This window comes from Isoptericola sp. NPDC055881 (assembly GCF_053615895.1).
This window is the reverse complement of record NZ_JBSHCR010000012.1, coordinates 68,998-84,348: the sequence shown is the minus strand read 5'-3', so window position 1 is coordinate 84,348 and position 15,351 is coordinate 68,998. Positions and strand designations below refer to the sequence as shown.

General features: G+C 75.3%; 11 protein-coding genes. 8 read left to right on the top strand and 3 right to left on the bottom strand.

All coding sequences use genetic code 11. The features are described from left to right. Positions 1 to 169 precede the first annotated feature (169 nt). Genes ACWGKI_RS06310 through ACWGKI_RS06300 form a run of 3 tightly spaced genes read right to left on the bottom strand, consistent with a single transcriptional unit; the run spans position 170 to position 4,953 of the window. Positions 170 to 2,410 carry a transglutaminase family protein gene (locus ACWGKI_RS06310; RefSeq protein WP_380245158.1) on the bottom strand — a complete coding sequence of 747 codons (2,241 nt, stop codon included), beginning with the start codon at positions 2,408 to 2,410 and terminating at the stop codon, positions 170 to 172. After that, positions 2,407 to 3,828: a DUF58 domain-containing protein gene (locus tag ACWGKI_RS06305; protein WP_452185566.1), complete on the bottom strand. Its 1,422-nt coding sequence runs from the start codon at positions 3,826 to 3,828 to the stop codon at positions 2,407 to 2,409. The genes ACWGKI_RS06310 and ACWGKI_RS06305 overlap by 4 nt, the downstream gene beginning before the upstream one ends. Positions 3,829 to 3,837: 9 nt before the next feature. Next, positions 3,838 to 4,953, bottom strand: a complete 1,116-nt coding sequence (locus ACWGKI_RS06300; RefSeq protein WP_452185564.1) for an AAA family ATPase — start codon at positions 4,951 to 4,953, stop codon at positions 3,838 to 3,840. A gap of 382 nt (positions 4,954 to 5,335) precedes the next feature. Here ACWGKI_RS06300 and mraZ point away from each other — a divergent pair, with 382 nt between their 5' ends. From mraZ to murD, 8 genes are all read left to right on the top strand, one after another. After that, positions 5,336 to 5,770, top strand: coding sequence for a division/cell wall cluster transcriptional repressor MraZ (mraZ, locus tag ACWGKI_RS06295; RefSeq protein WP_380245159.1), 435 nt, complete (start codon positions 5,336 to 5,338; stop codon positions 5,768 to 5,770). Positions 5,771 to 5,979: 209 nt separating this feature from the next. After that, a complete protein-coding gene (gene rsmH / locus ACWGKI_RS06290) occupies positions 5,980 to 7,032 on the top strand; it encodes a 16S rRNA (cytosine(1402)-N(4))-methyltransferase RsmH (protein WP_452185562.1) in 1,053 nt (350 codons plus the stop codon). Continuing rightward, positions 7,029 to 7,481 (top strand): hypothetical protein, encoded by a 453-nt coding sequence (locus tag ACWGKI_RS06285; protein ID WP_452185560.1) that lies wholly within the window; start codon positions 7,029 to 7,031, stop codon positions 7,479 to 7,481. The genes rsmH and ACWGKI_RS06285 overlap by 4 nt, the downstream gene beginning before the upstream one ends. A 104-nt stretch (positions 7,482 to 7,585) precedes the next feature. Then, a complete protein-coding gene (locus ACWGKI_RS06280) occupies positions 7,586 to 9,556 on the top strand; it encodes a peptidoglycan D,D-transpeptidase FtsI family protein (protein WP_452185558.1) in 1,971 nt (656 codons plus the stop codon). Between the two features lie 96 nt (positions 9,557 to 9,652). Then, positions 9,653 to 11,293 carry a UDP-N-acetylmuramoyl-L-alanyl-D-glutamate--2,6-diaminopimelate ligase gene (locus ACWGKI_RS06275; RefSeq protein ID WP_452185556.1) on the top strand — a complete coding sequence of 547 codons (1,641 nt, stop codon included), beginning with the start codon at positions 9,653 to 9,655 and terminating at the stop codon, positions 11,291 to 11,293. Continuing rightward, a complete protein-coding gene (locus ACWGKI_RS06270; RefSeq protein WP_452185554.1) occupies positions 11,290 to 12,783 on the top strand; it encodes a UDP-N-acetylmuramoyl-tripeptide--D-alanyl-D-alanine ligase in 1,494 nt (497 codons plus the stop codon). The genes ACWGKI_RS06275 and ACWGKI_RS06270 overlap by 4 nt, the downstream gene beginning before the upstream one ends. Next, positions 12,780 to 13,862 (top strand): phospho-N-acetylmuramoyl-pentapeptide-transferase, encoded by a 1,083-nt coding sequence (gene mraY / locus ACWGKI_RS06265; protein WP_452185552.1) that lies wholly within the window; start codon positions 12,780 to 12,782, stop codon positions 13,860 to 13,862. The genes ACWGKI_RS06270 and mraY overlap by 4 nt, the downstream gene beginning before the upstream one ends. Next, positions 13,859 to 15,322, top strand: coding sequence for a UDP-N-acetylmuramoyl-L-alanine--D-glutamate ligase (gene murD, locus ACWGKI_RS06260; protein WP_452185550.1), 1,464 nt, complete (start codon positions 13,859 to 13,861; stop codon positions 15,320 to 15,322). Before mraY ends, murD begins: the two co-directional genes overlap by 4 nt. Positions 15,323 to 15,351 lie beyond the last annotated feature (29 nt).

Sequence of the window (15,351 nt, the reverse complement as noted above, 5' to 3'; positions counted from 1 at the left end):
CCGTGAGCCTGTGGTGGGCGTTCTTCGGGAGGCTCTCGGGCGAGGCTCTCGCGTGCCTGCGGCGGGTCGGTCCCGGCACCGGGTGGCTCTCCGCGCCGGGTCAGCACCTCCCGCCGATGGACCTTCCGGACGGGGTCAGCGCCTCGGCCAGGTCAGAGACTCCGCCGGGTCAGCGCGACCCGAGCGTGTCTCCCAGTCCTGCCGTGACGGCACCGGTGAGCCGCTCCAGCTCGTCCTGGTCCGGCGTCTGCGGCTCGCGGGCGTAACGGCTGGACTCGGCGGCGCCGGCGAGGGTCGTCAGGTCGTCGACCACCTCGGGCGCGAGGTCGCGCCCGGCCCGGGAGGACACCGCGGACGCGATCGCCTCAGGCGCACGCCGGAGCGTCGTCGCGGGCGGGAGGCGCACGCCCTCCGCCGCCAGCGCGGCGAGGACCTGCTGCCAGGCCAGCTCGGGGTCGAGCTCCTGGCCTGCGCGACGGCGGCGCGCCAGCAGGAGGACCAGACCGCCCGCGAGGACCACGATGAGGGAGCCGGCAGTGATCCACACCCACGCGGGGAGCCCGGTGTCGACGATGGGCGTGCTGACCGCGGCGGTCGAGGCGGTCGGCGACGTGTCGTCGCCCGAGGTGCTGTCGGAGGTCGGCCGGCGGTCCCCGAGGTCGGCCGCGGACGGCACCGGGGCAGGCTGGCCCTGCACCCGCGGCACCGTGTACGTCGGCGCGCTGCCGGTCTGCTGGGCCGGGGTGGGCTCGAACCGCACCCAGCCCGTCCCGGGGAAGTAGATCTCGGGCCAGGCGTGCGAGTCCTGGCCGGTGATCTGCCAGGTGGTGTCGCCGGTGCGGTCGCCCGGCAGGTAGCCCACGGCGATGCGTGCGGGAATCCCGAGGGACCGCGCCATGACCACCATCGTCGTCGCGAACTGGATGCAGTAGCCCGTGCGGTTCTGCAGGAAGTCCCACACCGGGTCGCCGGTCCCGCCACGGGGGATCGTCGTCGAGTAGGTGAAGCGGCTGGGGTCGCGGAGCCAGCGCTGCAGGGCGACCGCCTGGTCGTACGCCGTGTCGGCGTCCCCGACGACGTCGCCGGCCGTCTGCGCGACGTCGCCCGCGTGCGCCGTGTCGGGCACCTGCGTGTAGACCGGGTCGATGTCGGCCTCCGGGGCCTCGCGCAGCCGGGCGGGGCTGAGCTCGCGCTCGTGCACGGTGAGCGTGTAGGAGTCCCCGGCCCCCGTGAGCCCGCCGACGACCTCGTCGCGGGTCGCGTCGTAACCCCAGTCCGCCCCGGCGTCGCGGGCGTCCACCTCGCGAGGGTCGACGGTGAGGGGGAGCTTGTCGTCCCGCAGCTCGCCGACGTCGACCGTCACCGTGCGGACGGCGACCTGCCCGGCTGGCGGGTCGTCGGGCCACAGGACGTCGCCCGCCCCGAAGTCGCGCCCCGCGCGCTCCTCGCCGCGCTGCCAGCGGCGCCCGTCGAAGGCGGTGGCCGTGTAGCTGCGCAGGGGGCCCACGTCGGTCTCCGCGCCGGTGTCGTAGGTCAGGACGACGGAGCTCGACCGGTCCGTGAGGCTGCGCAGGATGTCGAGGTCCTCGGCGAGCCGGATCGTGTCGCCGGTGGTGGTGAACGCCCGGTACCAGCCGGCCGGCCCGCCCGGCAGGGCGGCCGACGCGCTCCCGACGAGGCCGGCGACCACGGCGAGGACGGCCGCGGCCGCCGTGGTCGCGACGGCGCGGGACCGTTCGGCACGCCGTACCGGGGCGGGGGAGCGTTCCTGCCGTCGTGTGCGGGCGGCCAGCGGGCCGTCGAGGGTGAGGAGCAGGAGCAGCGCCGTGACCGTCACGACGAACACGCCCCACGGGACCCGTCCGGTGAGCACGAGCGGGGGAGCCCAGAGCGCGAGGAGCGGCAGGCCGACCGCGGCGGGCCGTCGCAGGGCCCCGGCCAGCGCGTCCGCGAGCAGGAGCACGAGGAGGGTGCCGCCCACCGCGAGCAGCCCGATGGGGACGCTCCCTGTGACGGGCGAGACCTCGGACCGGGCGATCTCGCCGGCCTCGCCGAGGCGGGCCACCACCCGTGAGACGTGCTCGGGCGTCACGAAGAACGTCGGGTCGGCGGTCGGGCCGCCGAAGCGCGCGAGGACGAACCAGCCGGCCACCACGCACCCCAGCAGGCTGGGCCACGCGGAGCCCTGCTCGCGCGCGCGCCGCCCCTGGGCGCGGGCGCGACGCTCGAGGACGACCCGGGTCGTGACCGTCGTGGCGCTGACGAGGACGATGCCGACCAGGCCGGCGCGCGTCCAGCCACCGGGCAGGATGATGCTGGTCAGGGAGAGCATCGACGTCGCGACCGCCACGGCGACGAGCACCCCGGAGGCGATGGTGCGGGCGGTCGGCCCGGCATGGGCGGGGATCACGAGACACCCTCCGCGAGAAGTGCCCAGGCACGGTCGGGCGGCGTCCCGGGCGGACAGGTCGCGACCCGCCAGCCGGCGGCGCGCAGGTCTGCCACCGTGGCCGCGGTCGAGGGCGGCCCGCCGGCCTCGCGCGCCCGCGCCTCGGGGTCCGCGACGACGAGCGCCCAGCACGTGCCCTCGACGCCGAGCTCGGCGACCTCCCGGACCGCGCCCTCGGGCAGGGCGCCGAGGACCGCGACGAGGACCTCGTCCTGCGAGCGGCTCGTCCGCAGCGAGCGCACGGTCTGCAGCACGGCCCGCTCGCCGTCGGCGGCCCCGCGGTGCCCGTGCAGGTCGACGGTGGAGTCGAGGACGGTCGCACGACCGGTGCGGGCGCCCGCGGCGAACGGCACGGGTGCGGGCCCGGAGCCGGTGGGGACGAGACGGGCCGGGTGCCCCGCCTCGAGGAACGACACAGCGATCGAGGCGGCGAGCTCCACGGCCCGCTCGCCCTCCCCGTGCGTGCGGACGCCGCGCGACGTGGGCCAGACCCCGGTCCGGGGGTCCACGGGGGGCGGCAGGAGCGAGCGGTCCAGGACCACGGTCACGGGACGCACCCCGGCGCTCTCGTCGGCACGGACCATGAGCCTGCCCTGACGCGCCGACCCGGCCCAGTGCACGCGGCGTGGGTCGTCACCGGGGACGTACTCGCGCAGCACGGAGTCGTCCGTCGACGCGTACCGCGCGCCGGTGGCGGCACGGTCGACCTCGCCCAGGACGCGGGTGCGGGTGGGCAGCTCGACGGTGCGGGGCCAGACGGCGACCTTCGTCGCCACGCCGAGCGGCTGCGTCGTGCGGACGAGTCCGAAGGCGTCGGTCCGCGTGGTCAGCAGGGGTCCCAGCGGCCAACGCCCGCGCCGGGAGGGCGTCAGCGCGTAGGACACCGCGATCCGGTCCGGGTGCGCGGTGACCCTGGCGCGGATGCCGTGCGGTCCGGCCAGCTCGTGCGCCGCCTGCTCGGACAGCCGCAGCCGGGCGAGGCGTTCGTAGGCGGCGCCGGTCCGGGCGCGTGCTCCCACGACGAGGCGGACCGCGGCCGTCTGGTCGCGCACCACCGGGTTCGGCGTGAGCTCGCGGGTCACCAGCAGCGCACCGCGGCCGGCGTCGAGGCGCTGCGTCCCCATGAGCGCCCAGGCGAGCAGGACGGCGAGCACGGCGGCCGTGCCCAGCCCGACGACGTCCGGCAGGTCGAGGAGCACCCCGAGGGCCGCGAGCACGACTCCTACCACCAGCAGGGCAGTGCCGCGCCGGGTGGGCCGGACCCGCGCGAGGCGTCGAAGCGCGGGGTGCGCGTCGCCCCGACGGCGTCCGGGCGATGCCGTGCCGCCCGTGTCGCGCGCGGCACCGGGTACGGACCGGTCGGCGGCGGCGTCGGTCATGGTCGGCCTCTACCGGCCGCGCGCGGGACGGGCGAACGAGCCGGCAGGCGGCAGCGCGGACACGCGGGTGCCCGGGACGTCCGTGCGCCGGACGATCTCGTCGACCATGTGCTCGGGCGTCACGCCCGCCAGCCGGGTCTCGGTGCTGAGGATGAGGCGGTGGGCGAGCACCGGGACGGCGAGGGTCTGGACGTCGTCCGGGAGCACGTGCTCGCGGCCGGACATCGCCGCCACCGCCTTGGCGGCGCGCAGGAGCTGGAGCGACGCGCGCGGGGACGCGCCGAGGCGCAGCCCGTCGTGGTGGCGGGTCGCTCCGACGAGGTCGAGGACGTACTGCTTGACCGTGGTCGCCGCGTAGACGGAACGGACGACCTCGGCGTACCGCACCATGTCCTCGCCCGTGGTGACGGGGGACAGGTGGGCCAGCGGGTCGGAGGCCTCCTGACGGTCGAGCATGAGCAGCTCGGCCTCGGTGTCCGGGTACCCGACGGTCAGGCGGGCCATGAACCGGTCGCGCTGCGCCTCGGGCAGCGGGTAGGTGCCCTCCATCTCCACCGGGTTCTGGGTGGCCACGACGAGGAACGGCCGCGGGAGCGCGTGGGTGGTCCCGTCGATCGTCGTCTGCCCCTCCTCCATGCACTCGAGGAGCGCCGACTGCGTCTTCGGCGACGCCCGGTTGATCTCGTCGCCGATGACGACGTTGTTGAACACCGGCCCCGGCCGGAACTCGAAGTCGTGGGTGGCGGTCCGGAAGATGTTGACGCCGGTGAGGTCGCTCGGCAGCAGGTCGGGCGTGAACTGGATGCGGCCCACGCGGCAGTCGATGCTCCGGGCCAGCGCCTTGGCGAGCGTCGTCTTGCCGACCCCGGGGACGTCCTCGATGAGGAGGTGGCCCCCGGCCAGGAGGACCGCGACCGTGATCTCGGCGAGCCCGGACCGGCCCGAGACGACCGAGTCGACCGCTGCGCGCACCCGGGCGGTGGCGGCGACGAGCTCGTCGAGGTCGCGGGCGAGGTCGGCCGGGGAGGCCTGGCCGGCCGCGCCCGGACGGGAGGCGTGGGCCTCGGTGACCTCCGTCTCCGTGCGGGCGTCGGTGACCGTGGGGGAGACGGGTTCTGGGTGCACGGGTGACCTCCGGTTCACGTGCTCGTGACGTTCTCGCAGCCTAGTGGAATCGCGGCCCACCGTGACGCGGATCACCCCCTCCACCTTCCTCCACGGGGGCGGGGCCGGGCGGGGGAGGCGGGCGGACCGGCGGTGCAGGGGCGTCCACCCGGCGGCACTGGGCCGTCGGAGGGCGGCGGCGCGGCGCTCGCACCCCCACCACCCCTCCACCGTGCCGCGTCGTGCTGACCTGCGGCGACGCCGGGACGTGGCGCGTCATGGGGAGAGGTCCCCGTCTTTTACCGCGCCCGGTGGAGGAAAGTGGAGTAGCGTGGAGGAAGCGGGAGCGCGAGGGGAGGTGCGAGCCGTGGCTGGTCTGGAGGACACGTTTCCGGGTGCCGGTCTGCTGCTCGGTACCTACACCCCCAAGCTCGACGAGAAGGGCCGCCTGATCCTCCCTGCGAAGTTCCGGGCCCGACTCGCTCCCGGTCTCGTCATGACGAGGGGGCAGGAGCGTTGCCTCTTCCTCCTCCCCATGGACGAGTTCGGCCGCATGTACGAGCAGGTGCGGCAGGCTCCCGTGACCAGCCGGCAGGCGCGCGACTACCTCCGCGTGTTCCTGTCGGGCGCGAGCGACGAGCTGCCGGACAAGCAGGGGCGGGTCGTCATCCCGGCCGCCCTGCGCGTGTACGCCGGGCTCGACCGGGACGTCGCCGTGATCGGCGCCGGCACCCGCGTGGAGATCTGGGACCGGTCCACCTGGGAGACCTACCTGGCCGAGCAGGAGTCCTCGTACTCCGAGACGTCCGAGCAGGTCTTCCCGGACCTGCAGTTCTGAGGACAGCTCTTCGCACGACGACAACCGCACAGCAGCACCGGCGCCCGGCAGGGCGCCACACCGGGGCCCCGCACGACGAGGCCTCCTCCCGCGAGGGTCTGGCGCACTTCCCCGGCGCCAGAACGACGCGGAGGGAGACCTGGCCGGGCGGGGCCCGAGCACCACGACGACGAGCACGGCACGAGCACGACACCGAGAGGAGGACCACGATGACGACACCGGACGACCACGCACGACCGGCGGGGGACCGCCACCAGCCGGTCCTGCTGCAGCGGTGCGTGGACCTTCTCGCGCCGGCGCTCACGCAGCCGGGCAGCGTGCTGGTCGACTGCACGCTGGGCATGGGCGGCCACGCCGAGGCGGTGCTCGAGCAGGTCCCGACAGCCCGTGTCGTCGGTATCGACCGGGACACGCAGGCGCTGCGGCTCGCGGGCGAGCGCCTCGCGCGGTTCGGCGAGCGGTTCACGCCGGTGCACGCGGTCTACGACGAGATCGGCGACGTCGTCGCGGACCTCGGCCTGGACGGTGTGCAGGGCGTCCTCATGGACCTCGGGGTCTCCTCGCTCCAGCTGGACGAGGCCGGCCGGGGGTTCGCCTACGCGCAGGACGCCCCGCTCGACATGCGGATGGACCAGACGCGCGGCATCACGGCGGCGGACGTCCTCAACACCTACGACGAGCGTGCGCTCGCCCGGCTGCTGCGCGAGTACGGCGAGGAACGCTTCGCGCCCCGCATCGCCCGGGCGCTCGTGCGGCGCCGCGAGGAGCGCCCGTGGGAGCGCACCGGTGAGCTCGCCGACCTGGTGCGCGCGTCCATCCCGGCGGCCGCGCGGCGCACGGGCGGCAACCCGTCCAAGCGGACGTTCCAGGCCCTGCGGATCGAGGTGAACGGCGAGCTCGAGGTGCTCGAGCGCGCCGTGCCGGCCGCGATCGAGGTGCTGGCGACGGACGGGCGCATCGTCGTCGAGTCCTACCAGTCGCTGGAGGACCGCATCGTCAAGCGCGCCCTGGCCCGGGGGACGACGTCCAGCGCGCCCCCCGGCCTGCCGGTCGAGCCCGAGACGCACAAGCCCTACCTGGAGGCCCTGACCCGGGGCGCCGAGGAGGCGGACGAGGCGGAGCTCGAGCGCAACCCCCGCGCCGCGTCCGTGCGGCTGCGGGCCGCCCGCCGCGTCCGCCCCACACCTGACCACCTGCGCACGACGTCACCGACCACGAAGCGTCCGTCCACGACGCGCCCGTCCAAGGAGGACCGCCGATGAGCGCCCTGCGTGCCCCCGTCGCCCCCGGGACCCGTCCCGGCACGGCTCCCCGTCGTGCGCCGCTGACCTCGCTGCCCGGAGGTGCTGCCGACCGGGGGCGCCGGCTCGACGCGGTCCGGGCGCCGCTCCAGGCGACCTCGGGGGTGCCGTTCCTCGTGCTGTGCGCCCTGATCCTGGCCGGGGCGCTGCTGGCGGTGCTGCTCCTCAACACGTCGATGGCCCGCGGGTCGTACGAGGCTGCCCGGCTGCAGGCCGAGGTCGGCCGCGTGGCCCAGGACGTCCAGGGCAAGCAGGAGGACCTCCGGGCGGCCGAGGCGTCGCTCGCGGACCGTGCCACGAAGCTCGGCATGGTCCCGGCCGAGGACCCGACGATGATCAGCATCGAGAAGCGCGCCACCGTCGGCATCGGCGAGGGCGACGCGAAGGCAGGCACCGCGGGGACCCGATGAGCGAGCGCAGGACGCCCCCGGCGGCGCGCGGATCGGCGCCCGGGCGTGCGACACGCCCGGGCGCGGGCCGCACGGGACGGTCGCCCGCCCCGCAGACTCGGGGGGTGAGCACCTCCCGTCCGTCGTCCGGCACGACGTCGCGCACGCCGTCGTCGGCGCCGCGCAGCACGGGCCGGACCACCTCCGCGGGGCGGACGAGCCGTCCGACGACGACCGTGCGCGGCGCGGGAGGGCCGGCAGGGACGCGGACCCCCGCACGGGGCTCGGGCGCGCCGCCGCGGCCGCGCGCCGGCGCCGCGGCCCGCAGGTTACCCGGCGACCCCGGCCGGCGGCAGCGGTGGATCATCGTCGTGGCCGCCCTCGTCCTGACGGTGTTCGTCGGGCGCCTCGTGCAGGTGCAGATCTTCCAGGGTCCCGCGCTGGCGGCGTTGGCCCAGAAGGAGCGGACCACGCAGTCGGTGGAGATCGCGCACCGCGGCGACATCGTCGACGCGAACGGCCGCGTGCTGGCGACGTCCGTCGACCGCTACACGATCTCGGCGGACACCCTCGCCATCCAGAGCTTCCGCGGCGGCCAGCGGGTGGACACCGCCACCGGGAAGGCGGTGCAGGACGGCGCGCTCGGCATCGCGCAGCTCCTCGCCCCGATCCTCGACGAGCAGCCCGCGGAGCTCGCGGCTCGGCTCAACGGCGACGACCGGTACGTGATCCTCAAGCGCAACGCGGTGCCCGAGATCCAGCGGGCGATCGCCAAGCTGCAGCTCCAGGCGTACATCAGCACCGAGCTCACGTCCCGGCGCACCTACCCGGCGGGGGTGGTCGCCGGCACGCTGGTCGGCTACGTCGACGGCGACCAGGTGGGCCAGGGCGGCCTCGAGCGTGCCTACGACGACGTCCTGGCGGGCACCGACGGCAAGGTGACGTACGAGCGCGGCCGCGACGGCGTCATGATCCCGAACTCCCAGCAGGACGCCACGCCCGCCGTGCCGGGCAGCGACGTCGTGCTCACGATCGACAGCGACGTGCAGTGGAAGGCCGAGGACCTCATCGACCAGGCCGTGTCGTCCTCGGGCGCCGCCTACGGGATCGCCGTGGTGCAGCGGGTGGGCGACGGCACCGTCCTGGCCGTGGCGGACTCCGGCGACGTGGACCCCAACGACCGGTCGACCTCCGAGGTCGCCAACGGCTCGCGGGCGGTCAAGGACGTGTTCGAGCCCGGGTCCACCGGCAAGGTCATCACGATGGCCTCCGCGCTCGAGGGGGGCTACTGGAAGCCGGACAGCCAGTTCACGGTGCCCTACCGGTACACGGCCCCCAACGGTGAGACGTTCAAGGACTCGCACGAGCACCCCGTGCAGCACCTCACGCTCGCGGGGGTCCTGGCGCACTCCTCCAACACGGGCACGGTCCAGATCGGCGAGAAGATCCCGCAGCAGGTCCGGTACGACTACCTGCGCAAGTTCGGCTTCGGGCAGCCGACCGGGCTGGGGCTGCCGGGCGAGTCGGCCGGCATCCTGCCGGACCGCGACAGCTTCGCGCACGACGCGCGGACGCCGTACACGATCCTGTTCGGCCAGGGCGTGGCCGTGAACGCGATGCAGGCCACGCAGGTGTTCTCGACGGTGGCGAACGGCGGCGTCCGGGTCGAGCCGAGCATCTTTGCCGGCACGAGGGCCGCGGACGGCACGTTCACCCCGGCGGCGGCGCCGCAGAAGACGCGCGTCGTCTCCGAGAAGACCGCGAGCTCCCTGATGCGCATGATGGAGTCGGTCACGGGGGAGGAGGGCACCGCCGCCAACGCGCGGGTCCCGGGCTACCGCGTGGCGGGCAAGACGGGCACCGCGCAGATGTGGCTGCCGGGCGGCGGCACCACCTACATGGCCTCGTTCATCGGTGTCGCACCGGCGGAGGACCCGCAGTACACGGTGTCGGTGTTCCTGCGCAGCCCGCAGTCGTCGATCTACGGCGGCGTGGTCGCGGCGCCGGTGTTCAGCGACCTCATGGGGTACACCCTGCAGAAGATGGACGTGCCTCCGAGCACGCGGCCGTCCGACCCGTACGACCTCACCTGGTGAGCCCGGCGACCGAGGGCGGCGCGACGTCCGTGACGGTCGTCATGCCCGGCACGTCCCGTGCCGGGCGGGCAGCCCGCAGACGGTAGGTTCTTCTCCGTGACATCCCCGCTTCCCCGTATCCGGCCCGCGGGCACGACGCCCCGGCGGGTGCGGGACCTCGCCCTGACCTTCGGGCTCGAGGTGACGACGCCGGCGGGCCCGCAGGACGGGCCCCGGCCGCAGGTCCCCGCCGACGTCGTCGTCACCTCGGTCGCGTCCGACAACCGCGTCGTCGCCGACGGCGACCTCTTCGTCGCCCTCCCGGGCGCGCACGCGCACGGTGCGCGGTTCGCCGCCGACGCCGTCTCGCGCGGCGCGCGCGCGGTGCTCACCGACGCCGCCGGCGCGGCCGCCCTGGCGGCCGGGCCCGAGGCCCTCGACCCCGCCGTGCCCGTCCTGGTCACCGGCGACCCGCGGGCCGTCCTCGGCCCGGTCGCGGCGTGGGTCTACGGAGAGCCCGCCGAGCGCCTCATGACCTTCGGGGTCACCGGCACGAACGGCAAGACCACCACCACGTACCAGGTCGACCACCTGCTGCGCGCCCTGGGCTGGCGGTCCGGGCTGATCGGGACGGTGGAGATGCGGGCGGGCGACCGCGTGCTGCCGAGCCGCCTGACCACGCCCGAGGCCGCCGACCTGCAGGCGCTGCTCGCGGCGATGTGCGAGGACGAGGTGCGGACGCTGGCGATGGAGGTCTCCTCGCACTCGCTGTCCATGCACCGCGTCGACGGCGTCGAGTTCGGCGTCGCCGGGTTCACCAACCTCAGCCAGGACCACCTGGACTTCCACGGCGACCTGCAGTCCTACTTCGACGCGAAGGCGTCGCTGTTCACCCCTGAGCACGCGCGCCGTGGCGTCGTCGTGGTCGACGACGTCTGGGGCGAGCGCATGGCCGCGGCCGCACGGGTGCCGGTCGCGACGCTGCGCACGCGCCCTGCGCGCCCGGGGGAGGCGGCGGCCGACTGGACCGTGACCGACGTCGCGCCGCACGGCACCGGCTCGGCCTTCACGCTCGGCCACGCCGACGGGCGCACCCTGCGCACGTCCACCTCGCTGCCCGGCGCCTTCAACGTGGCGAACGCCGCGCTCGCCGTCGCGATGGTGCTCGAGGGCGGTGCGCACGTCGAGGACGTCGCCGAGGCGCTCGCCGCCGCGGACGGGCTCTCGGCCGTGGTGCCCGGCCGCATGGAGGTCGTCGGGGCGGGCGGCGGTGGCCATCCGCGCGTCGTCGTGGACTTCGCGCACAACACCGAGGCCCTCGAGCTCGCGCTGGCCGCCCTGCGTCCCACGACGGCCGGCCGGCTCGTCGTCGTCTTCGGCGCGACCGGCGACCGGGACAAGGGCAAGCGGCCCGCCATGGGCGCGGCCGCGGCCGAGGGCGCGGACGTCGTCGTCGTGACCGACGACGACCCGCACGGCGAGGACCCCGCCGCCGTCCGCGCCGTCGTGCTCGACGGGGCCAGGGCGGCCGCCGGGCCCGCGCGCGCCGCCGGTCGCGACGTCGTCGTGATCGAGGTCGCGCCGCGCGCCGCCGCGATCGAGGCGGCCGTGCTCGACGCGGGGGCGGACGACACCGTCCTCGTGGCGGGGCGCGGCCACGAGACCATCCAGGAGGTCGCGGGCGTCGACCTCGAGCTCGACGACCGGGACGAGGCCCGCCGCGCCCTGCAGCGGCGGCACGAGAGGACGACCGCATGATCGCGCTGACCGCCGCCGACGTCGCCGAGGCGACCGGGGGACGGCTGCACGCCGCCGCCGACGTGGCCGTGACCGGGCCCGTCGAGGTGGACTCCCGCCGGGTCCGTGCCGGGAGCCTGTTCGTCGCGCTGCCGGGCGAGCGGGTCGACGGGCACGACTTCGCGCAGGCTGCCGTCGACGCGGGCGCCACCCTGGTGCTGGCCGCGCGCGAGCTCGAGGGACTGCCGACCGTCGTGGTCGACGACGTCCAGGCCGCGCTGGGCGAGCTCGCTCGCGCCGTCCTGGCGCGCGTGCGTGCCACGGGCGACGTGCGGGTCGTGGCGGTCACCGGCTCGGTGGGCAAGACGACCACGAAGGACCTGCTCGGCCAGCTCCTCGCCGACCTGCTCCCGGACGACGTCGCGCCCGCCGACGGCCTGGTGGTTCCCGCCGGCTCGTACAACAACGAGGTGGGCCTGCCGCTGACCGTGCTGCGGGTCACCGAGGCCACCCGCTTCCTCGTGCTGGAGATGGGCGCGGACGGCCCCGGCAACATCGCGTACCTCACGCGGATCGCGCCGCCCGACGTCGGCATCGTGCTCGCCGTCGGCGTCGCCCACGTGGGCAAGTTCGGCTCGGTCGAGGCGATCGCGCGCACCAAGAGCGAGATGGTCACGGGTGTGCTGCCCGGCGGCACCGTCGTGCTCAACGCCGACGACCAGCGGGTCGCCGCGATGTCGGCGCTCGCGTCGCCGGAGCACACCGTCACCACCTTCGGGACGATCTCGTCGGCGGACGTCCGCGCCACGGACGTGGAGGTCGACGCCTCCGGCCGGGCGCGCTTCGGGCTGGTCGGCCAGGTGGGAGCGGACGCGTCGCCCGTCGAGCTGCGGCTCGTCGGGGCGCACCACGTGAGCAACGCGCTCGCCGCGGCCGCCGCCGTCCTCGCGCTCGGGGGCACCGTCGCCGACGTCGCGGCCGGGCTGTCGCGCGCGACGCCCGTCAGCCCGCACCGGATGGCCGTGACCGAGCGTCCGGACGGGGTGACCGTCGTCGACGACGCCTACAACGCGAACCCGGACTCGATGCGCGCCGCGCTGCGGACCCTGGCCGTGATGGCGGGCCGCACCCGCCGGTCGGTCGCGGTGCTGGGTGAGATGCTCGAGCTGGGCGACGGGGCGCGTGCCGCGCACGACGCGATCGGACGCCTCGTGGTGCGATTGAACGTCAAGCTCCTCGTCGTCGTCGGCGACGGGGCGTACCACATCCACGAAGGCGCCCTGCAGGAGGGTTCCTGGGGAGAGGAGTCGGTCTTCGTGCCTGACCTGGACGCGGCACGCGAGGTCCTCGCCGAGTCGCTCGAGCCGGGCGACGTCGTCCTCGTGAAGTCGTCCCTCGGGTCCGGCCTGTGGCAGCTCGGCGACGAGCTCGCCGCCGGCGGGCCGGCAGCACCCGGCATCGACGACCAGGACGGCCAGGACGGCCAGCAGAGCACGGTGGTCGCCCCGTGATCGCGATCCTGGTCTCGGCCGGCATCTCGCTGGTCGTCGCGCTGTTCGGCACCCCCCTGTTCATCCGGTTCCTCGTGCACCGCAACTACGGCCAGTTCGTCCGGCAGGACGGGCCGACGGCGCACTTCACCAAGCGCGGCACCCCCACGATGGGCGGCGTCGTCATCATCGGCGCGACGCTCGTGGGCGTCGCGGGGTCGATGGCGGTCGCGGGCCGGCCGCCGAGCGCGTCCGCGCTGCTGTGCCTCTACCTGATGACGGGCCTGGGAGTGGTCGGGTTCCTCGACGACTTCACGAAGATCCGCAAGCAGCGCTCGCTCGGGCTCACCGCGAGGGCGAAGATCGTGGGCCAGGGCTTCGTGGGCATCAGCTTCGCGATCCTCGCCCTGCAGTTCCCCAACGCCAACGCGCGCACGCCCGCGTCGACCCGCATCTCGTTCCTGCGGGACACGAACCTCGACCTGGCGTTCGCCGGGGTCACCGTGGGACTGATCCTCTTCGTGATCTGGGCGAACTTCCTCATCACCGCGTGGTCCAACGCGGTGAACCTCACCGACGGTCTCGACGGGCTCGCGACGGGCGTGTCCCTCGTGGTCTTCGGCGCCTACGTGATCGTGTGCATCTGGCAGCTCAACCAGTCCTGCCAGCGCCTCGCTGCCGCCGGTCCGCGCTGCTACGAGGTGCGCGACCCGCAGGACCTCGCGATCATCGCGGCCGCGATCATGGGCGCCTGCTTCGGCTTCCTGTGGTGGAACGCCAGCCCGGCCCGCATCTTCATGGGCGACACCGGCTCGCTCGCCCTGGGCGGCGCCCTGGCGGGGATCTCGATCCTGTCCCGCACCGAGATCCTCGCGGCCATCGTGGGTGGCCTGTTCGTCATCATCGTGATGTCGGACGTCATCCAGATCGGCTTCTTCAAGCTCACCGGCAGACGCGTGTTCAAGATGGCACCGCTGCACCACCACTTCGAGCTGTCGGGGTGGGGCGAGGTCACGATCGTCATCCGCTTCTGGCTCATCGCGGGCCTGTTCGCCGCCCTGGGCATGGGCGTCTTCTACGCCGAGTGGGTGGCCACGTGACCCCTCCGGGTCGGCTGCCGGAGGGCGCGCGCGTCGTCGTGGCGGGGCTCGGGGTCACCGGCCGTGCCGTCGTCGCGGCCCTCGCGGGCCGGGCGGCCTCGGTCGTCACGGTCGACGCGCGGGCCGAGGGCGCCCACGTGCGCGACGCCGACGACGCGGCGACGGCCGCGCGCCTCGTCGCTGACGCGGACCTCGTCGTCGCGTCGCCGGGGTGGGCGCCGAGCACGCCGCTGCTCGCCGCCGCCCGCGCGGCCGGCGTGCCCGTCTGGAGCGAGGTGGAGCTCGGCTGGCGGCTGCGCGTCGACCGGGAGGGGACCGGCCGGGGGCCCGCGCCGTGGCTCGCGGTCACCGGCACCAACGGCAAGACGACGACCGTCGAGATGCTCGCGTCGATCCTGACCGCCGCCGGTCTGCGCACCGCTGCCGTGGGCAACGTCGGCACGCCCGTGGTCCAGGCAGCGCTCGACCCGACGCTCGACGTCCTGGCCGTGGAGCTCTCGAGCTTCCAGCTGCACCACACCCTGTCGACGTCGTTCGAGGCGGCCGCGGTCCTCAACGTGGCGGCCGACCACCTGGACTGGCACGGGTCGCTCGAGGCGTACGCGCGGGACAAGGGGCGCATCTACGCCCGGGCGCAGGTGGCCTGCGTGTACTCCGTCGCCGACCCGCGCACCGAGCAGCTCGTGCGGGACGCGGACGTGGCCGAGGGCGCCCTGGCCGTCGGCTTCACGCTCGGCGCCCCGGGCCCCGGCCAGCTGGGGGTCGTGGAGGACGTGCTCGTCGACCGTGCCTTCCACACCGCACCGGACGCCCGCGACCGGCACCGGACCGCCGCCGAGCTCGGCACGCTCGCGGACCTCGCGCACCTCGCGCCCGGCCCCGCGGGGAGCGCGGTGCCCGCGCACGTCGTCGCGAACGCCCTGGCAGCGGCCGCCCTCGCCCGCGCGCACGGCGTCGACGCCGCCGCGGTCCGCGACGGCCTGCGCGCCTTCCGGCCCGGCGCCCATCGCATCGCGCAGGTGCGGGAGCTCGACGGCGTCGCCTGGGTGGACGACTCGAAGGCGACGAACGCGCACGCCGCGGCGGCCTCGCTCGCCGGGTATCCGGCGGCCTCCGTCGTGTGGATCGCCGGCGGCCTCGCGAAGGGGGCGTCGTTCGACACGCTCGTCGCCGGCCGCGCCGACCGGCTGCGTGCCGCCGTGCTCATCGGCGTGGACCCGGAGCCGATCCGCGGCGCGCTGGCCCGACACGCGCCCGAGGTCCCCGTCGTGGTGGTCGATCCCGGAGACACTGGCTCGGTGATGCGTCGCGCGGTCGCGGCGGCACGGGACCTCGCCCGGCCGGGCGACACCGTGCTGCTGGCGCCCGCGGGCGCGTCGCAGGACCAGTTCGCCTCCTACGCCCAGCGGGGAGAGGCGTTCGCCGCCGCCGTGGCGGAGCTGGAGGCGACAGGACGGTAGGACGGCGCCGGGCAGTCAGCCCGGGTCGT